We start from the raw sequence: 21,621 nt of genomic DNA, 5'->3' as shown, positions 1-21,621 counted from the left end.
GAGAAAAAGATGAGAAATGTAAGTGTTGCAGCGATTCAAATGCAATGTGCTCAGGATGTGGCAACAAATATTCAAACAGCAGAGCGTTTAGTACGTCAGGCTGCAGAACAAGGCGCACAAATTATTCTCTTGCCCGAGTTGTTTGAACGTCCCTATTTCTGTCAGGAACGTCAGTATGACTACTACCAGCATGCCCAGTCGGTGACAGACAATACAGCTATTCAGCATTTTAAAACCATTGCCAAGGAGCTAAAGGTAGTTTTACCAATCAGTTTCTATGAAAAAGATGGCAATGTCTTGTATAACTCTATTGCCGTCATTGATGCAGACGGTGAGGTGCTGGGTGTTTATCGAAAGACCCACATACCAGATGATCATTATTATCAAGAAAAATTCTATTTCACGCCTGGCAACACAGGTTTCAAGGTCTGGGATACTCGCTATGCCAAGATTGGTATCGGTATCTGTTGGGATCAATGGTTCCCTGAAACAGCGCGCTGTCTTGCGTTAAATGGTGCTGAATTGCTCTTTTATCCTACAGCCATCGGTTCAGAGCTAATCTTGGATACAGATAGTTGTGGTCATTGGCAACGTACCATGCAAGGACACGCAGCAGCAAATATTGTTCCAGTCATTGCAGCCAATCGCTATGGCTTGGAAGAGGTCACGCCTAGTGAGGAAAATGGTGGACAGAGTTCCAGTCTTGACTTCTACGGTTCCTCCTTTATGACGGATGAAACAGGAGCTATTCTAGAACGAGCTGAAAGACAAGAAGAAGCTGTTCTGTTAGCAACTTATGATCTTGACAAGGGAGCAAGCGAACGCTTAAACTGGGGCTTGTTTCGAGATAGAAGACCCGAAATGTATCAACGAATTACGGATTAGTATGGGAGAAATAAGAGATTCATTCTGCTAGACTCGTTTTCACTAGCAACTATAAGATACTAGGTCATCTAGCAAGTGGATTTTATATTTTAACCCTCTAAGGCTTTCTCGCGCTTTGATGCGAGGAGCTTTTCTGTTTAAGCTTTATCAATAAAACATGCTATAATAGTTGCAGAAAGGTTGGTATTTATGGCTAGGATATTGGTTATTGAAGACAATAGTGACATTCAAGAGATTTTACGAACACTTCTTACTGAGGAGCATGAGGTGATTCAAGCCTTCTCTGGTACAGAAGGAATCATGCGTTTTGACCAAGGTGGGATTGACCTCGTTTTGCTAGATATCATGCTTCCTGGGAAAAATGGGGATCAGGTTTTAAAAGCTATCAGGGAACAAAGTCAAACTCCAGTCATTATGCTAACAGCTTTGAGCGATAAGAAGTTAATCAGTCAATACCTCTTAGACGGTGCCAATGATTACATAGTCAAACCTTTTGATTTGGACGAAGTCTTTGCTAGAGTTACTGTTCAATTACGCCAAAGTGCAGAAAAACAGCCTATGGAAATAGGAAAAACTGAAAATCTGCCACAAAACTTGAAAAATATCCAGTTTGATGCAGAAAGTTTCGAAATCAAAAATAGTCAGGAAACCATTCGCCTTGCTAAGAAAGAATGCTTGATTCTTCAAACTCTCCTAAAACATCCAAAGAAGATCTTCACCAAGGAAGAACTTTATGAATTGGTTTGGGAGGAGAGTTATCTACCTGGAGATAATACCCTCAATACGCATTTGAGTAATCTTCGTAAAAAATTAAACCAGCTTGACCCAACTCAAGAATATATTGAAACCATTTGGGGAGTTGGGGTAAGATTAAAAGGAGACAAGCAATGACCTACATGATAATCTTTATCCTATTGGTACTCCTAATTATTTTATCGATTGCATTGATTCGCTACCATCTAGCACTTAAAAACTTGAGTCAACAGATTGAAGACAAGATTCTCACAGGTAGTATGAAAAGAGTCGGAGTCAGCATTTTTTCCAAACATTTTTTACATCTCTACCAGCAGATTGAAAATCTATTTCAGGAAGTAGAACAATCTCGATTGGTGATGAAAAGGGAAAAACAGACTCTGGATATGGCCATCAGCAATATTGCCCATGATATTCGGACTCCTTTGACTATCGCTTCAGGCTACACTCAACAATTGATAAAAACTCCTGAAAACAAAGCAGAAACCCTACAAAAAATAGCCCAGCATCTTGATTTAGTTTCCAAACGTTTGGAGGCTCTCCTAGAATATCGTCGTTTGATGGAAGGAGCTGTCAAACCGAAACTGGAAGAAGTGGATTTTTCAGCTTTTATCACCAAGAAGACTCTGACTTATTATGATGTTTTTCAGGCGGCAAATATCACGCTTGATTTTAAGGTTGAAGATGATTTAAAAATGAGGACTGATGAAGACTTGCTGGATCGAATTTTACAAAATTTGCTTGGGAATGTTCTCAAACATGGCAAGGAAGAAGCGCGTCTATCTTTGAGAAAGGAAAAGGAACAGCTTGTCTTAGAGATTGCAAACCTTGTCAAACAGCCCATCAAAAAAATAGAAAATCTCAGCAATCGTTTTTATTCTGAAAATCTATCAGACACGGAAGAATCCTCTGGTTTAGGCCTTTATATCACTAAGGAATTATGTCATCTTCTCGGTGCAGAGATGAAACTAAGCACAGATGGGCAGTGGTTGTCGGTTTTCATTTATTTTTAACAAAAAGAAACCTCCTCTGTAGGCTAGAGGAGGTCATTTTTTATAGACTTTTCTTTTTGAAAACTGCCAGTCCACTTAGATTAAAGATTAGAATAACAGCTAAGCTAATTATAAGTGTATAGAAAATGGATTCACTATTAGCAGTCATAGCATAGGCAAACTGTAGTGATAAATATGGCAAAATTTTGATACTTGGGAAGATGAGCATTGGCATAGAAAGTAAGATAGAGCTGACCAAATAACCAATAAATACTGCAAGATAAGAATGACTAACATAGAGGATGAAGGAAACAATGGAAAGCCAAGCAAGGAGGCAAAGCAATTGAAGGGAAATGGTTATCAGTAGATTACCAATAAAGCCATCAGGCATGGTTCCAAATCCATTTAAGATAGTTGCTGGAATAAAGGCAATCACAAGGCTGATGATAAGTTGCAAAAGTGCAATACAAGCTACTACAAAGGCTTTGGCAAGGAAAAACTCTGTACGTGAAACACCTACTGTCAAACTATTTTTATAGAGCTTTCCGATTAAATCAACACCGAGAACGAGGCAAGTTAGAATAATACAGAGAAAAACGAGGTTTGAACCTTGACTAGATGCATTAATCAGGGCTTGTACACCGTCCCAACCATGGGTTGGAATTTCTGGCTCTTCTGTCTGGATTGCCATCAGATGGCCAGTAGCTCCAATACTTGCGCCCATTAGCATGAGAGAAAAGAGAATGAACTCTGTAATCCAGAATCCTTTGGAACGGAAAAGACGGTAAAAGTCTGCTTGAATGGTATGTATCATGATTTTCCTCCTATTCTACCAATTGAGTGAAGTATTCTTCTAGGTTTTGACGGGCGTAGTAAATCTCGTCAATAGCGACATCTGCTAAGGTTAATTTCTTAAGAATCTGTTTGACATCTTGTTCCTGACCAAAAATGTGGATTTCGTTTTCTGAATTAACAACCTTGAACTGGAGCTGGATTTGTTCTTTCAATACTTGGCAAGCTTTCTCTTTATCAGCTGTCTTAAGCACAATATAATCCTCACTTAGTGTTTCAAATTCAGCTTTGCTGATTTCACGGATAATCTTACCTTGATCTAAAATACCAAAGCGATTTGCTACGAGATAGAGTTCTGACAAGATATGGCTAGAGATGAGAATGGTGATCCCTTTTTCTTGATTGAGCCGTTGAATCATCAGACGAAATTCTTTGATACCGATTGGATCAAGTCCATTGATAGGTTCATCTAAAATCAGGAAGTCTGGTTTGGATAGAAGGGCAATAGCGATGCCAAGTCTTTGCTTCATTCCCAGAGAGAAATCTCGAAAGACTTTTTTACCTGTATCGGACAAACCTACATAGTCCAGTGTTTCTCGAATGACTTGATCAGCATTTGGAATATGCCGAATCATACAGTAATATTTCAGATTTTGGTAGGCTGTTAAGTGATTATGAGCTACAGGTGATTCGATCACTGAACCTACTCGAGATAGAGCCTTGGTCCACTCATTTTTCGTTTGGCTAGAGAAGAGGGAAACAGTCCCTTTATCTGCAAAGAGTAGTTGCGTAATGATTTTTATCAATGTGGTCTTCCCAGCTCCGTTCTTCCCAATAAGTCCATAAATATCTCCCTCTCTTATCGTTAGATGAAGATCCTGAAGAATAGCTTGTTTGTCAAAGTTTTTGGACAATCCATGAATGTCAAGTACTGTTTTCATGATTCTCTCCTTTTGATTTATTTTGTTAACTTTAGTATAAAGCATAGAAATCAAAGAAAGCTCAAGGATTTCTAAAGAGTTTCTAAAGTTTTAAGAATTCTTAAATATCAAAACCCAGTTGACATGAACTGGGCTTCTTAATTATAAAATATATTTCTCAATGGCACGCGCAACGCCGTCTTCTTCGTTGCTGGCTGTAACGGCATCCGCAAGAGATTTGACATAATCGCTGGCATTTCCCATTGCAATGCCAAGTCCTGCAAACTGGAGCATTTCGATATCGTTATTGGCATCGCCCATGGCCATGATTTCTGATGGCTCAATCTTCAAAATCTCAGCTAGTCGAGAAAGAGCAGTAGCCTTTGTCGTTCCAAGTGGCATGGCTTCATAAATGACAGGTTGCGAACGAACGCCACTGAATCGTTGACAGAGTTCTGTAGCAAAACGCTCTTCAAAATCATCTGTTTGCTCTTTTGTTCCCAAAAACATACCTTGGAACATGCGATACTTGCCACTAGTTGCTTCCTCAAGGGAAATTTCTGTCAGGTCTGAAAAGACTAGCTTGGCATCATTTTGAATGATTTCATTAGGCTTACCACCGAGGACAAAATAATGTTCCTCATCAAAAAGAGTCAACTGAACATCACTTTTTTCAGCTAGGTCATAGAGGTATTCGATGTCTGCTGGACTAAGTTCTTGCCAGTCAACCAGACTCCAATAACTTGTCTGGTGAGTTGAGCAACCGTTGTTAACAATAACATACTCATTCTGGAGGCCAAGCCCCAGTTTTTGATAGTAGGGGAGGACACCGAAAAGCGGGCGACCCGTACAGAGAACAAGTTTGACACCTTTTTCGATAGCTTGGTGAATAGCAGTAATGTGAGCTTGTGGGATTTCCTTGGCTTCATTGAGGAGGGTTCCGTCCATATCCAAGGCTAGTAGTTTAATCATAAGACTTCCTTCTTTATCTTTTTGTATTATTATATCATATTTTGGAGAAGAAATTGGTAAAAGGGTAGGACTAACTGATTTTACAGTTTAGGATGTTTTGATGACAATTTATGATTGGAAGAGGATATTTCGAAAAGATATGCTATACTAAACTTGTGATTCAATTAAGCAAACCATTATATTCAATAAGCTAGTCAAGAAAAACAGAGGATTTAATATGAAAAAACGGATTATTCAGATTTTACTAGCATTGTCCTTAATTTTTTACAAATCAACTTGGTTTTGGAAAGTTTTCAATCACCTCGCAAAGCCCTATCTACCAGCAAGTCGTGAATTTTTTCAGATTCTGCTTTTGATGGAGAGTGGAGTTCTTTTGTCAGCAGTTATCTATCTACTAGTTTTTTCAGGAAAGAAAACTTTTCATTTCAAGTGGCAGTTGAGGTACTTTATCTACCTTTTACTGGGCTACATCATTTCGTATATGTCCGACTTCCTCTTGTCTTATTTCATACCCTCGTCTTCGAATCAAATTTCTTTGAATGAAACGATAGAAATGATGGGGCGACAGGAGTTTCCCTATTTCTTGCTCTTAGTTTGTTTCATCGGCCCTATTTCTGAGGAATTGATTTATCGCGGTGTGCTTATGACAACCTTTTTCAAAAATTCACCTTGGTACGGAGATGTCTTGCTTTCTGCTATTATTTTCGGTTGTATTCATATCAATTTCGCTTTAACACCTCTTGCCTTTTTCATTTATGCTAGTGGAGGTCTTATTTTGGCTCTATTGTATCGCATGACAAAAACTCTCTGCTATCCAATAGTGGTTCATATCCTCATCAATATTACAGCCTTCTGGAACTTGTGGTTACTCCTATTTTCAGGAAGTTAGCTTACTAAAACAATGTCGGAATTTTCCGGCATTTTCTTTTCAACAAATGAGCAAGAACTGATTATTTACAGGATTGCTTAATTAAAAAATGGTATAATAAAAGATAATGAAAAATTCCAACGAGGCTGAGATGAAATTACTTTATACTGATATTCGGACTTCTTTGACAGAAATTCTAACCAGAGAGGCGGAGGAGCTAGTTGCCGCGGGCAAGCGGGTCTTCTACATCGCTCCCAACTCTCTTTCTTTTGAAAAGGAACGCGCTGTGCTGGAATGCTTGTCCCAGCAGGCTTCTTTTGCGATTACCGTCACGCGCTTTGCTCAAATGGCTCGTTACCTAGTCTTGAATGACTTGCCTGCCAAGACCAGTCTTGATGATATTGGTCTTGGGATGGCCTTTTACAGATGTCTTGCTGAACTTGATCCCAAAGACTTACGTGTTTATGGTGCGATTAAGCAGGATCCTCAGTTTATCCAGCAGTTGATTGAATTGTATCACGAAATGACCAAGGCTCAGATGAGTTTTTTGGACTTGGAGAGTTTGACGGATGAGGACAAGAGGGCCGATTTAGTCTTGATTTTTGAGAAAGTAACGGCCTATCTTAATCAGGGTCAGTTGGCTCAAGGAAGTCAGTTATCCCATTTGATTGAGGCTATTGTGAATGACAAAGTTAGTAGTGATTTTACTCAAATCGCCTTGGTTATTGATGGATTTACTCGTTTTTCTGCTGAGGAAGAGCGGATTGTGGACCTAGTTCACGGCAAGGGTGTTGAGATTGTCATTGGAGCCTATGCTAGTAAGAAAGCTTATACTAGCCCTTTTAGCGAGGGAAATCTATACCAAGCCAGTGTGGAGTTTCTCCATCATCTAGCCTCTAAATACCAAACGTCTGCTCAGGACTGTTCTCAAACTCATGAGAAGATGGATAGTTTTGACAAGGCCTCTCGTTTGCTGGAGTCTTCTTATGACTTTTCAGAATTAACAATTGATTTAGATGATAAGGACCGTGAAAACTTACAAATCTGGTCTTGTTTGACACAAAAGGAGGAGTTGGAGTTAGTAGCCCGCAGCATTCGTCAGAAATTACATGAGAACTCAGACCTGAGCTACAAGCATTTTCGTATTCTCTTGGGCGATGTAGCTTCTTATCAGTTATCTCTCAAAACCATTTTTGACCAGTATCAGATTCCTTTCTATCTTGGTAGAAGCGAATCCATGGCTCACCACCCTTTGACACAGTTTGTCGAATCTATTTTAGCTTTGAAACGCTATCGTTTCCGTCAGGAAGATTTGATTAACCTCCTCAGAACAGGTTTGTATACCGACCTTAGTCAAGCTGATATTGATGCTTTTGAGCAATATATCCGCTATCTTGGTATCAATGGCTTGCCAGCCTTTCAGCAAACCTTTACCAAATCCCACCATGGAAAATTTAATCTGGAACGTTTAAATGCTCTTCGTCTGCGTATTTTAACACCTCTTGAAACCCTCTTTGCTAGCCGAAAGCAGAAGGCTGAAAATCTCTTGCAAAAGTGGAACTCTTTTCTAAAAGAAGGAGCGGTGACTAAGCAGTTGCAAGACTTAACAGCCACCATGGAAGCCCTAGAACAGGAAAGACAAGCCGAAGTTTGGAAGGCTTTCTGTCATGTTTTAGAACAATTTGCGACCGTTTTTGCTGGTTCACAGGTTAGTCTAGAAGACTTCTTAGCCTTGCTCCATTCTGGAATGAGTTTGTCCCAATACCGTACCATTCCAGCGACAGTGGGCACCGTTCTGGTGCAGAGTTACGATTTGATTGCACCACTGACTTCTGACTTTGTCTACGCCATTGGGCTAACTCAGGACAGTTTACCAAAAATCGCGCAGAATACCAGCCTTTTGACAGATGAAGAAAGACAAAATTTAAACCAAACGACTGAAGAGGGAACGCAATTGCAGATTGCCAGCAGTGAAAACCTCAAGAAAAATCGCTATACTATGCTTTCCTTGGTCAATTCTGCTCGTAAGCAGTTGGTTTTGTCGGCTCCAAGCCTTTTTAATGAAAGTGAAAGTAAGGAGTCAGCCTATCTGCAAGAGCTGGTCCATTTGGGATTTAGGCGGAGAGAGAAGAGGTTGAATCACAAAGGGCTATCTAAGGAAGATATGGGGTCATATCACAGTCTTTTGTCTAGTCTGGTTGCCTATCACCAGCAGGGCGAGATGAGTGAGACTGAGCAAGATTTGACATTTATTAAAGTTTTGGCGCGTGTCATGGGTAAAAAACTAGACCAGCAAGGTCTGGAAAATCCAGCCCTCCCAACCAGTCCAAGCAGTAAGCAGTTGGATAAGGATACCTTACAAGCTCTCTATCCTACTGATCAGGAGTTTTACCTGTCTACCTCCGGTTTGACGGAGTTTTACCGCAATGAATACAGTTATTTTCTTCGCTACGTTTTAGGCTTGCAAGAAGAATTACGCCTGCGTCCAGATGCTCGTAGTCATGGGAATTTCTTACACCGCATTTTTGAACGCGCCTTGCAGTTGCCTAACGAAGATTCCTTTGACAAACGTCTAGAACAAGCTATCCACGAAACCAGTCAAGAACGCGAATTTGAGGCTATTTATCAGGAAAGTTTGGAAGCCCAGTTTACCAAGGAAGTTTTGCTTGATGTTGCACGGACGACTGGCCACATTCTCCGACACAATCCAGCTATTGAAACCATCAAAGAGGAAGCGAATTTTGGCGGTAAAGACCAAGCCTTTATTCAATTGGACAATGGTCGCAGTGTCTTTGTACGAGGTAAGGTTGACCGCATTGACCGATTGAAAGCTGATGGAGCGATTGGAGTGGTAGACTACAAGTCTAGTTTGACCCAGTTCCAGTTTCCGAATTTCTTTAATGGGCTCAATTCCCAACTACCAACCTATCTTGCTGCCCTTAAAAAGGAAGGGGAGCAGAACTTTTTCGGCGCTATGTACTTGGAAATGGCTGAGCCCGTCCAATCTCTGATGGCCGTTAAAAGTCTGGCAGGTGCAGTAGTAGAAGCCAGCAAATCTATGAAATACCAAGGCATCTTTTTAGAAAAAGAAAGCAGTCATTTGGGCGAATTTTACAACAAAAACAAGTCCAATCAGCTGACGGATGAGGAATTCCAGCTCCTACTGGACTACAATTCCCATCTTTACAAGAAAGCAGCTGAGAAGATTTTAGCAGGCCAGTTCGCCATTAATCCTTATACCGAAAATGGCAGAAGTATTGCCCCATACGTCCAGCAACACCAAGCCATCACAGGATTTGAAGCCAATTACCACTTGGGTCAAGCCCGTTTCCTAGAGAAGTTAGACTTGGCTGACGGCAAACGTCTGGTCGGAGAAAAACTCAAGCAAGCTTGGTTTGAAAAAATAAGAGAGGAGTTGAATCGATGAGGCCTATTCCCTTTTTAAGTGAGGAAGAAATTCAAAAACTGCAAGAAGCAGAAGCAAATTCGAGCAAGGAACAAAAGAAAACCGCTGAGCAAATCGAAGCCATCTACACTTCTGGTCAGAATATACTAGTCTCAGCATCAGCTGGTTCTGGGAAGACTTTTGTCATGGCCGAGCGTATTCTGGACCAATTGGCACGTGGTATCGAAATTTCTCAACTCTTTATCTCAACCTTTACTGTCAAGGCTGCCACAGAACTTAAGGAGCGCTTGGAGAAAAAAATCAGCCAACAAATCCAAGAAACGGATGATGTCGAGCTAAAACAACACTTGGGTCGCCAGTTGGCAGACCTACCCAACTCTGCCATCGGAACCATGGACTCTTTCACACAAAAATTCCTTGGTAAACATGGCTATCTGATTGATATTGCGCCTAATTTCCGTATTTTACAAAACCAAAGTGAGCAACTCCTTCTAAAAAACGAAGTCTTTCATGAGGTATTTGAAGCCCATTACCAAGGCAAACAGAAAGAGACCTTTAGTCATTTGCTGAAAAACTTTGCAGGGCGTGGCAAGGATGAACGGGGGCTGCGCCAGCAAGTCTATAAAATCTATGACTTCCTCCAATCCACCAGCAATCCTCAGAAATGGCTGAGTGAGTCTTTCCTAAAAGGCTTTGAAAAAGCTGATTTTACCAGTGAAAAAGAAAAACTGACTGAGCAAATCAAGCAGGCGCTTTGGGACTTGGAAAGTTTCTTCCGTTACCATCTGGATAGTGATGCCAAGGAGTTTCCAAAGGCTGCTTATCTAGAGAATGTTCAGTTGATTTTAGATGAAATTGGCTCCCTAAATCAGGAGTCCGATAGTCAGGCTTATCAGGCAGTGCTTGCGCGTGTTGTCGCAATTTCGAAAGAGAAAAACGGTCGATCTCTGACTAATGCCAGTCGTAAGGCTGATTTGAAACCTCTTGCTGATGTCTACAACGAAGAAAGAAAGGCACAGTTTGCTAAACTAGGACAACTGTCAGACCAGATAACCATTCTCGACTATCAAGAACGTTATCATCAAGACACATGGGAACTAGCTAAGACCTTCCAAACCTTCATGAGTGATTTTGTAGAGGCTTATCGTCAGCGTAAACGCCAGGAAAATGCCTTTGAGTTCGCTGATATCAGTCATTATACTATTGAGATTTTAGAGAATTTCTCGCAAGTCCGTGATGCTTATCAGGATCGCTTCCATGAAGTCATGGTCGATGAGTATCAGGATACCAACCATATTCAAGAAAGGATGCTGGAATTACTTTCTAATGGTCACAATCGCTTTATGGTGGGAGATATCAAGCAGTCTATCTATCGTTTCCGTCAGGCAGATCCGCAGATTTTCAATGAAAAGTTCCAACGCTATGCGCAAAATCCAAAAGAGGGCAAGCTGATTCTCCTCAAAGAAAATTTCCGTAGTAGTTCAGAAGTGCTATCAGCAACCAATGATGTTTTTGAACGCCTTATGGACCAAGAGGTCGGCGAAATCAACTATGATAACATGCACCAGCTTGTTTTTGCCAATAGCAAACCGACTCCTAATCCCGACAACAAGGCGGAATTTTTCCTCTACGATAAGGACGACACAGGTGAGGAAGAAGATAACCAAGCAGACACAAAACTAACAGGCGAAATGCGCTTAGTTATCAAGGAAATCCTTAAACTTCATCAGGAACAAGGTGTTGCCTTTAAAGAAATTGCCCTTCTGACCTCCAGTCGCAGTCGTAATGACCAGATTCTTCTCGCCCTGTCTGAGTATGGAATTCCTGTCAAAACAGACGGTGAGCAAAACAATTATCTCCAATCCCTAGAAGTGCAAGTCATGCTAGACACTCTTCGTGTCATTCACAATCCTCTTCAAGACTATGCCTTGGTCGCCCTTATGAAGTCTCCAATGTTTGGCTTTGATGAGGACGAGTTGGCACGTTTATCCCTTCAGAAAGCAGAGGACAAAGTCCAAGAAAATCTCTTTGAGAAACTGGTTAATGCACAAAAACAGGCAACAAGTCAGAAAGAGTTAATTCACTCAGCTCTAGCTGAGAAACTAAAGCAATTCATGGATATCTTGGCTTCTTGGCGCTTGTATGCCAAAACTCACTCTCTCTATGACCTGATTTGGAAGATTTACAACGACCGTTTTTATTATGACTATGTTGGAGCTTTGCCAAATGGCCCTGCTAGACAGGCCAATCTCTATGCCCTAGCACTGCGAGCTGACCAGTTTGAAAAGAGTAATTTCAAAGGCTTGTCACGTTTTATTGGTATGATTAACCAAGTTTTAGAAGCCCAGCACGATTTGACAAGCGTGGCTGTCGCACCGCCAAAAGATGCAGTAGAGCTCATGACCATCCACAAGAGTAAAGGACTGGAGTTTCCTTACGTTTTTATTCTCAATATGGATCAAGATTTCAACAAGCAAGACTCTATGTCAGAAGTCATTCTCAGCCGTAAAAACGGTCTTGGTGTCAAATATATTGCTAAAATGGAGACAGGAGCAGTGGAAGATCACTATCCTAAAACCATCAAGCTCTCTATTCCTAGCCTGACCTATAGGCAGAATGAGGAAGAACTGCAGCTGGCAAGTTATTCTGAGCAGATGCGTCTCCTTTATGTTGCTATGACGAGGGCTGAGAAAAAGCTCTATCTTGTCGGCAAGGGTTCTCGTGAAAAGCTGGAAGTCAAGGAATACCCAGCAGCTAAAAATGGGAAACTAAATAGCAATACTAGACTGCAAGCCAAGAATTTCCAAGATTGGGTGTGGGCTATCAGCAAAGTGTTTGCCAAGGACAATCTCAACTTTAGCTATCGTTTTGTTGGCGAAGACCAGTTGACTAGAGAAGCTATTGGTCAATTGGAAAACAAGAGTCCTCTCCAAGATAGCTCTCAAGCAGATAACCGTCAGTCAGAAACCATTAAAGAAGCGCTTGAAATGCTGAAAGAAGTAGAAGTTTATAATACTCTTCACCGTGCAGCCATTGAACTTCCTAGTGTTCAAACCCCAAGTCAAATCAAGAAATTCTACGAACCAGTTATGGATATGGAAGGTGTCGAGATTGCAGGTCAAGGTCAGTCAGTAGACAAGAAAATTAGCTTTGATTTGCCAGATTTTTCAACCAAAGAAAAGGTAACAGGAGCTGAGATTGGTAGTGCTACCCACGAACTCATGCAGAGAATTGACCTCAGTCAGCAACAAACCCTCGCTAGCCTAACAGAAACTATCAAACAAGTTCAAACCAGCCAAGCTGTCAGGAAAAAAATTAATCTTGCTAAAATTCTTGCATTCTTTGACACAGCACTCGGTCAGGAAATTCTCGCTAATACCAACCATCTTTATCGCGAGCAACCTTTCTCCATGCTCAAACGAGACCAAAAGAGTAAGGAAGACTTTGTTGTCCGTGGTATCCTTGATGGCTATCTGCTTTATGAAGACAAAATTATTCTGTTCGACTATAAGACAGACCGTTATGATGAGCCAAGTCAACTCGTAGACCGCTATCGTGGTCAGTTAGCCCTATACGGAGAAGCTTTATCTCGAGCCTATTCGATTGAAAATATTGACAAATACTTGATTTTACTCGGTAAAGATGAGGTTCAAGTTGTAAAAGTATAATTTAGAAAGGAGACCTCATGACACTTCCAGTTAGAAAATCCCTGCACGATGCGGTTTTACAGGCTTCAAAAGCTAATACTTGGGAACAAGCTACCAAGGAATGGAATGAAGTTTCCTTGATTTTTAACGGTATCGGCCGTAGCAATTGTGTCTGTGGGAATGCCATCAAGTACGCCTACGAACTCTTTAACGGTGTCACAGGCCAACGCCTCTTTCCAATTGGTAGCGACTGTGTTCGTCATTTTCATCGATTGTCCCTTGACCAGCAACTGGAAGAGGAAGAAAAACTGCTCAGAAAGGTTGAAAATCTGACCAGAAAAGCCCAGAAAAAGAAGAAAATCAAGGTCAATAAAAGTGACTTTGACGAGCGACTTCTAAAATGGCTCTGGGAAAAAGGTGTTTTCAAACCCAATCGTGGCAATCAATTTGCGCCTGAGAGAGACTACCAGCTCTTCCTAGAAGTCTTTCAAGGAGGAAGTTGGACCAAGGCGGAGCCCAAGAAGAAGGCTCGTATGGAAGAAGTCCTTGAAAAGTGTATCAAACCCTTTTTACTTGGCAAATCAGATGACCAACTCTATCTTGTCAAGCTAGGTAACTACGAACAGGAACTCCGTATCCAGGCAGAGAAAGAGCGCAAGAAGAGGGATAAAATCGCCAAGCAATATGCAGACAATCTGGTTCTAGCCATGGGACCAGCAGAGCGTGCTTATCAAGATTATTTTGGCTTTACGGAGACCTTGACTCAAGAAGAACGCAAGTGGGAGAAAATACTTTTTGGCAAAAATCGAACAGAACGGGCTATCAAGGCCAAACAATACCAAAAAGAGTTGGAAAAAGACCAACGAATTGCAGGTCAGGGTCCAATTGAAAGAAAGCAGAAGCAGATCTGGCTCCTCAATTCCTATTTTCGTGAGCTTCCTGAAGAAAAATCCCGATTTGCTCGCCTCTTATTAGAATATCGAAAAAGTGGAGAAGTCCCATTTTCAACTGAATATCTGTCAGATCATCTGCTCGACTTTTTCTATAAAATGAAAGCCTTTGAGTTTGAAATCTCACCAGAACAAGTCCGTGATTTTCTTAAAGAAAGCCTTCAGGTAGAACATTTATCCTCAGCGCAGGAAAGCTGGATAGAAGGAATTCTCCTCAACTGCCTCAAACCATTTTTAGAACGATTATTGATATGAGTAACACCTACCGTGGAAATGCCATGGTAGGTGTTATTGTATCCCCAAAATAATATAAAACAAAGTATGAAAGCGTATCTCAATTTTAAGACTTTTTTGTAAATTAAGAGTATAATTAGAGTGTATTGCCTTTTTTATAGATAATAGACTAATATAATAAAGGTCTTCGTAATATATATATTATTTTAAGGAGGAATCATGGAAAAGTATTTTGGTGAAAAACAAGAACGTTTTTCATTTAGAAAATTATCAGTAGGACTTGTATCTGCAACGATTTCAAGTTTATTTTTTATGTCTGTATTAGCTAGTTCATCTGTGGATGCTCAGGAAAATGCGGAAGTTCACTATAAATATGTAACAGATTCAGAGCTATCATCAGAAGAAAAGAATCAGCTCGTTTATGATATTCCGACATACGTGGAGAATGATGATGAGACTTATTATCTTGTTTATAAGTTAAATTCCCAAAATCAACTGGGAGACTTACCAAATACCGGAAGTAAGAATGAGATGCAAGCCCTAGTTGCTGGTGCTAGCGTAGCTGCTCTGGGAATTTTAATTTTTGCCGTCTCCAAGAAAAAGGTTAAGAATAAAACGGTATTACATTTAGTATTGGTTGCAGGAATAGGAAATGGTGTCTTAGTTTCAGCCCATGCTTTAGAAAATCATCTTTTGCTAAATTACAATACGGACTATGAATTGACCTCTGGAGAAAAATTACCTCTTCCTAAAGACATTTCAGGTTACACATATATTGGATATATCAAAGAGGGGAAAACTACTTCTGATTCTGAAGTAAGTAATCAAAATAGTTCAGTTGCCACTCCTACAAAACAACAAAAGGTAGATTATAGTGTTACACCGAATTTTGTAGAACATCCATCAACAGTACAAGCTATTCAGGAACAAACACCTGTTTCTTCAACTAAGCCGACAGAAGTTCAAGTAGTTGAAAAACCTTTCTCTACTGAATTAATCAATCCAAGAAAAGAAGAGAAACAATCTTCAGATTCTCAAGAACAATTAGCCGAACATAAGAGTCTAGAAACGAAGAAAGACGAGAAGGTTTCTCCAAAAGAAAAGACTGGGGTAAATACACTAAATCCACAGGATGAAGTTCTATCAGGTCAATTGAACAAACCTGAACTCTTATATCGTGACGAAACTATAGAAACAAAAATAGATTTTCAAGAAGAAATTCAAGAAAATCCTGATTTAGCTGAAGGAACTGTAAGAGTAAAACAAGAAGGTAAATTAGGTAAGAAAGTTGAAATCGTCAGAATATTCTCTGTAAACAAGGAAGAGGTTTCACGAGAAATTGTTTCAACTTCAACGACTGCGCCTGTTCCAAGAATAGTCGAAAAAGGTACTAAAAAAGTTCAAGTTATAAAGGAACAACCTGAGACTGGTGTAGAACATAAGGAAGTACAGTCTGGAGCTATTGTTGAACCCGCAATTCAGCCTGAACTACCAGCAGCTGTAGTAACCGACAAAGGTGAGCCAGCAGTCCAACCAGAGTTGCCAGAAGCAGTTGTAACAGATAAAGGCGAACCAGAACAGGTAGCACCACTACCAGAATATACAGGTGTACAAGCCGGAGCTATTGTTGAACCTGAAAAAGTTGAACCGGAATATGCTGGAGTGCAAGCTGGAGCAATAGTAGAACCAGAACAAGTAGAACCACTACCAGAATACACAGGCCCACAAGCTGGAGCTATTGTCGAACCAGAGCAAGTAGAACCATCAAAAGAATATACAGGTGTACAAGCTGGCGCTATTGTTGAACCAGAGCAGGTAGCACCACTACCAGAATACACAGGCGTACAAGCTGGAGCGATAGTCGAGCCAGAGAAAGTAGAAGCACCGAAAGAATATACTGGTAAAATCGAACAAGCAAGTGCAGAAGAGACTAAACATGAAAATGAGGCAAGTCCTACAAATGGGGAAGCGGAACGTCCTAAAGATAAAATTAAAGAAGAAAAACAAGTCGACAAGAAACTAGAACTTAGAAATGTTTCAAACGTGGAATTATATACAGTAGAAAATAATAAATATCGACATGTAACTTCACTTGCGAATGTTCCAACTACTCCAACTGATTACTTTATGAAAGTAAAATCAGAGAACTTTAAAGATGTTATGTTGCCAGTTAAGAGTATTGAGAGCGTTAGAAAAGATAATCAAGATGTCTATAAAATTGTAGGACAAGCTAATGATCTAATTCAACACGAAAACAATAGTACTTTAGAAAATTATACTTACTACCTACCTAAGACGGTAAGTAGTGAAAATGGTGTTTATACATCATTTAAAAATCTTGTAGATGCTATGAATAGTAACCCACATGGTACGTTCCGCCTAGGGGCGACTATAGATGCTCGTGAAGTAGATCTTCCAGATGGTAAAGAAAGTTATATTAATCACGAATTTAGTGGTACATTAATAGGTTCAAACAATGATAAGAACTATGCTATATATAATCTGAAAAAACCGTTATTTAATGTTTTAAATCATGCTAATATTCGAGAACTTTCAATAAAAGAAGCGAATGTTTCTTCTAAAGAAGATGCTGCCACAATTGCTAAAGAGGCGAATAATGGTACTACAATTACAAATGTTCATTCATCTGGTGTAATTGCTGGTGAGCGTAGCATTGGTGGTTTAGTTTCACAAATAACTAACTCTACAATATCTAATAGTAGTTTTACTGGTAGAATAACGAATACTTATGATACAAAAGCTACTTATCAAATAGGTGGTCTAGTAGGAAAACTTTCAGGAGTTAGTGCTTTGATTGATAGATCAATTTCATCTATCGATATGGCGACAAATGCTAATACAGGAGATCAGGTTGTTGGTGGCATAGCGGGAGTTGTTGATAAAAATGCAACTATCAGAAATAGTTATGTTGAAGGAAATCTTAATAATGTAAAACATTTTGGTTATGTTGGAGGAGTTGCAGGGTATCTTTGGGATAGAGAATCATCAGATGAAAGAAACTCAGGTCAACTTACAAATGTATTAAGTGACGTTAATGTTACGAACGGTAATGCTATTGCTGGTTATGATTTTAAAGGAATAAGAGCAACTAACACTTATAGTAATAAAAATAATAAGGTAGTCAATGTAGTACAAGTAGATGATGAAATACTAAGTAGAGATTCAGAAATACAAAGAGGAACTGTATTAGAAAATAATAAAGTTCTGGAGAAAAAAGCTGAACTTGTTCATAAAAATAATATTAAAACAGAAGACTTTAACTTCTCTTCTAAATATAAAACGGATTATAGAAATTTAAAAGATGCTGATATTTCTAGGTTGAAAGTATATAAAAATATTGAGAAACTATTACCTTTCTATAATAGAGAAACAATTGTTAGATATGGTAATTTAGTGGATACTAATAATGATTTATTTACTAAAGAGCTTGTGTCTGTAGTTCCAATGCATGAGAAAGAAGTAATTTCTGATATTAATAAACATAAAGCTAGTATTAATAAGCTGTTACTTCATTATTCAGATAATACTTCTCAAACATTAAATATAAAATATCTACAAGATTTCTCTAAAGTAGCAGAATATGAAATAGCTAATACAAAATTAATATACACACCTAATACGCTATTGCATAATTATGATAATATTGTAAACGCTGTTTTAAATGACCTGAAATCTGTTCAATATAGTTCAGCTGGAGTTAGAAATGTCTTAGATATTTCTAATGACATAAAATTAACGGAATTATATCTAGATGAACAATTTGAAAAAACAAAAGTAAACATAAAAGACAGTTTATCAAAACTTCTATCTGCTGATGCAGCAATAGCTGAAAATAGTAATTCAATAATTGATAATTATGTAATAGAAAAAATTAAGAATAATAAAGAAGCATTACTTCTAGGTTTAACTTATCTAGAACGTTGGTATAATTTTAAATATGATAATGCGAGTGCTAAAGATTTAGTATTATATCATTTAGATTTCTTCGGTAAGTCTAATAGTTCTGCATTAGATAATGTTATTGAATTAGGTAAGTCTGGCTTTAATAATTTATTAGCAAAAAATAATGTAATTACTTATAATGTATTATTAGCGAAAAATTATGGAACTGAAAGTTTATTTAAAGCATTAGAAGGTTATAGAAAAGTATTTCTACCAACTACTTCTAATAACGACTGGTTTAAAACACAATCTAAAGCTTATATAGTTGAAGAAAAATCTACTATTCCTGAAGTAAGTTCTAAGCAGTCAGAACAAGGAACAGAACACTCTATAGGTGTTTATGATAGATTAACTAGTCCATCATGGAAATATCAAAGTATGGTCTTACCGTTATTAACTTTACCAGAAGAAAAAATGATATTTATGATTGCCAATATTTCAACTATTGGATTTGGTGCTTATGATAGATATAGAAGTCCTGAATATCCTAAGGGAGAGAAATTAAATAAATTTGTAGAAGATAATGCAAAAGAAGCGGCTAAACGATTTAGAGATCATTATGATTATTGGTATAAAATTCTAGATAAAGAAAATAAAGAAAAATTATTTAGAAGTGTCCCAGTCTATGATGCATTTAGATTTGGAAATGATAATGATAATAAGTTACAAGAAGCTAATTTTGAAACTAATCATCCAGCTATTAAAAACTTCTTTGGCCCTGCTGGAAATAATGTTGTTCACAATGCTAATGGTGCATATGCAACAGGTGACGCATTCTACTATATGGCTTATCGTATGTTAGATAAATCTGGTGCGGTAACATATACTCATGAAATGACACATAACTCTGATAGGGAAATTTATCTTGGAGGATATGGAAGAAGAAGCGGCTTGGGACCAGAGTTCTTCGCAAAAGGCTTATTGCAAGCACCAGACCATCCAGAAGATGCGACAATCACCATCAACTCTATATTGAAACATTCGAAATCAGATAGTACAGAAGGACAACGATTACAAGTACTTGATCCAACTACGAGATTTTCAGACGCAAAAGATCTTCAGAAATACGTACACAACATGTTTGATGTCGTTTATATGTTGGAATATCTCGAAGGAAAATCTATTACAGAGAACCTTACCGATTATCAAAAAACGAAAGCTCTCAGAAAAATTGAGAATAAGTTTGTGAAAGATCCAGCAGATGGAAATAACGTATATGCAACAAATGTTGTCAGAGATCTAACAGTAGAAGAAGCTGAAAAACTACGTTCATTCAATGATTTGATTGATAATAATATTCTTTCGTCTAGGGAATATGCCTCAGGTAAATACGAAAGAAATGGATACTTTACTATAAAACTATTTGCGCCGATTTATGCAGCATTAAGTAATGATGACGGAACGCCAGGTGACCTAATGGGACGTCGTATAGCCTATGAACTATTAGCTGCTAAAGGATTTAAAGATGGTATGGTACCTTATATCTCAAATCAATACGAAGAAGTTGCTAAACAAAATGGTAAAAAAATAACTATTTATGGTAAAGACCGAGGATTAGTGACAGATGAACTTGTACTTCAAAAAGTATTTAATGGTCAATATAAAACTTGGACACAATTCAAGCAAGCTATGTACAATGAACGTGTAGCTCAATTTGATAGACTGAATAAAGTTACTTTTAATGATCCAACAAAACCTTGGACTAGTTTTTCTACGAAAACCATAAGTAGTGTTACTGAGTTGCAGCGATTAATGGATGAAGCTGTTCGAAAGGATGCATATGAGGATAGTTATTCTTGGAGTAATTACAAACCAGAATTTGATAGTTCAGTTCATAAGTTGAAGAGAGCAATCTTTAAAGCTTATCTTGACCAAACTGATGATTTTAGAAGTTCAATTTTTGAAAATAAAAAATAGTGTTTACTGTTAGGAAATAAAATTAAAGAAGGTGATTACGCTTGTCATTATTTAAAAAAGAACGATTTTCGATCCGAAAAATCTGTGGGATTGTTGGTTCGGTGTTACTCGGAAGTGTCTTGGTTGCACCGTCAGTAATTCATGCTTCTACCTATCATTATGTTGAAAAAAGCGCTCTTACAAAGGAAGAACAAAGCAAGATTCAGGCAGGAATTCCTACTGATAATGAGGAAACTTATGCTCTTATTTATCAGCAGGAAACTCTTCCTGCAACAAGTTCATCGACTTCTGTGCTTACAGCTTTAGGTCTATTAGCTGTTGGTAGTTTAGTCCTTTTGGTTCATAAAAAGAAAAAAGTTAGTAGTTTGTTCTTAGTTACTACTATCGGACTGATTAGTCTTTCTAGTATGCAAGCTCTCGATATAAGCAATCCTTTGAAAGCTCCAAGTAATGAAGGAGTAGTTCAAATTGCTGGATATCGTTATATTGGATACTTATCCCTTGATGATAATGCAATTTCAGAAATTCAACATAAGGATGAAGGGACAAAAAATGTTCCAGTATCTGAAACTCAGGAAAGTATCCCTAATGAAGCGCCTAAAGCTGAGAAACCTAAATACACTGAGCCTGTAAGTACAGTCCCAGACAAGGCTCCTAAAGTAGAAAAACCTGACTATACGCAACCAATAGGAGCAAAACTTGTAGAGCCTGAAGTTCATGAAAAACCAGCATACACTGAACTTGTAGGTACTGTTCCAGACGAGGCTCCTAAAGTAGAAAAACCTGACTATACGCAACCAATAGGTACAAACCTTGTAGAGTCAGCAGTTCATGAGAAACCCGAATATACAGGTCCAATTGGCGGTAATTTAGTTGAACCAGCAGTTCATGAAAAACCAGCATACACTGAGCCTGTAAGTACAGTCCCAGACGAGGCGCCTAAAGTAGAAAAACCTGACTATACGCAACCAATAGGTGCAAAACTTGTAGAGTCTGAAGTTCGTGAGAAACCAGCATACACTGAACCTGTAGGTACTGTTCCAGACGAGGCTCCTAAAGCAGAGAAGCCTGAATATACAGCACCAGTTAGTGGTAATCTGGTAGAACCTGAAGTTCATGAGAAACCAGAATATACAGCTCCAATTGGCGGTAATCTTATTGAACCAGAAGTTCATGAAAAACCAGCATACACTGAACATGTAGGTACTGTTCCAGACGAGGCTCCTAAAGCAGAGAAGCCTGAACATACAGCACCAGTTAGTGGTAATCTGGTAGAACCTGAAGTTCATGAGAAACCAGAATATACAGCTCCAATTGGCGGT

At 38.8% G+C, this 21,621-nt stretch carries 12 protein-coding genes; 9 read left to right on the top strand and 3 right to left on the bottom strand.

Annotated elements, in window-relative coordinates; translation table 11 throughout:
• Positions 1-9: 9 nt before the first annotated feature.
• The 3 genes from aguB to N8M20_RS08670 all read left to right on the top strand — a co-directional run bounded on the left by aguB (position 10) and on the right by N8M20_RS08670 (position 2,651).
• Positions 10-885, top strand: a complete 876-nt coding sequence (gene aguB / locus N8M20_RS08680; protein ID WP_261080315.1) for an N-carbamoylputrescine amidase — start codon at positions 10-12, stop codon at positions 883-885.
• Positions 886-1,074: 189 nt separating this feature from the next.
• Positions 1,075-1,776, top strand: a complete 702-nt coding sequence (locus N8M20_RS08675; protein WP_261080314.1) for a response regulator transcription factor — start codon at positions 1,075-1,077, stop codon at positions 1,774-1,776.
• Positions 1,773-2,651 (top strand): sensor histidine kinase, encoded by an 879-nt coding sequence (locus tag N8M20_RS08670; protein WP_261080313.1) that lies wholly within the window; start codon positions 1,773-1,775, stop codon positions 2,649-2,651. Before N8M20_RS08675 ends, N8M20_RS08670 begins: the two co-directional genes overlap by 4 nt.
• Positions 2,652-2,691: 40 nt before the next feature.
• Here N8M20_RS08670 and N8M20_RS08665 read toward each other — a convergent pair whose 3' ends face one another.
• The 3 genes from N8M20_RS08665 to N8M20_RS08655 form a co-directional block, all read right to left on the bottom strand.
• Positions 2,692-3,444 (bottom strand): ABC transporter permease, encoded by a 753-nt coding sequence (locus N8M20_RS08665; RefSeq protein ID WP_261080312.1) that lies wholly within the window; start codon positions 3,442-3,444, stop codon positions 2,692-2,694.
• Between the two features lie 10 nt (positions 3,445-3,454).
• Entirely contained in the window at positions 3,455-4,363 is a 909-nt protein-coding gene (locus tag N8M20_RS08660) for an ATP-binding cassette domain-containing protein (RefSeq protein WP_261080311.1), read from the bottom strand.
• Between the two features lie 141 nt (positions 4,364-4,504).
• Positions 4,505-5,314, bottom strand: coding sequence for a Cof-type HAD-IIB family hydrolase (locus N8M20_RS08655; RefSeq protein WP_261080310.1), 810 nt, complete (start codon positions 5,312-5,314; stop codon positions 4,505-4,507).
• Positions 5,315-5,531: 217 nt separating this feature from the next.
• Between N8M20_RS08655 and N8M20_RS08650 the strand changes: the two genes are divergently transcribed.
• The 6 genes from N8M20_RS08650 to N8M20_RS08625 form a co-directional block, all read left to right on the top strand.
• Positions 5,532-6,203: a CPBP family intramembrane glutamic endopeptidase gene (locus N8M20_RS08650; RefSeq protein ID WP_261080309.1), complete on the top strand. Its 672-nt coding sequence runs from the start codon at positions 5,532-5,534 to the stop codon at positions 6,201-6,203.
• 130 nt (positions 6,204-6,333) lie between these two features.
• Positions 6,334-9,609: an ATP-dependent nuclease subunit B gene (gene rexB, locus N8M20_RS08645; RefSeq protein WP_261080308.1), complete on the top strand. Its 3,276-nt coding sequence runs from the start codon at positions 6,334-6,336 to the stop codon at positions 9,607-9,609.
• Entirely contained in the window at positions 9,606-13,256 is a 3,651-nt protein-coding gene (gene addA / locus N8M20_RS08640; RefSeq protein WP_261080307.1) for a helicase-exonuclease AddAB subunit AddA, read from the top strand. The genes rexB and addA overlap by 4 nt, the downstream gene beginning before the upstream one ends.
• A gap of 17 nt (positions 13,257-13,273) precedes the next feature.
• Positions 13,274-14,440, top strand: a complete 1,167-nt coding sequence (locus tag N8M20_RS08635) for a hypothetical protein (protein WP_261080306.1) — start codon at positions 13,274-13,276, stop codon at positions 14,438-14,440.
• Between the two features lie 198 nt (positions 14,441-14,638).
• Complete coding sequence (locus N8M20_RS08630) at positions 14,639-20,299, top strand: ZmpA/ZmpB/ZmpC family metallo-endopeptidase (RefSeq protein WP_261080305.1); 5,661 nt, start codon at positions 14,639-14,641, stop codon at positions 20,297-20,299.
• A 41-nt stretch (positions 20,300-20,340) separates the two neighbouring features.
• The coding region (locus tag N8M20_RS08625) for an SIALI-17 repeat-containing surface protein (protein ID WP_261080304.1) at positions 20,341-21,621 on the top strand (1,281 nt) is incomplete at its 3' end.

The organism is Streptococcus mitis, from assembly GCF_946190275.1.
GTDB classification, from domain to species: domain Bacteria; phylum Bacillota; class Bacilli; order Lactobacillales; family Streptococcaceae; genus Streptococcus; species Streptococcus mitis_DC.
The sequence above is the reverse complement of the archived record's forward strand: the minus strand, read 5'-3'. Positions and strand labels throughout refer to the sequence as shown.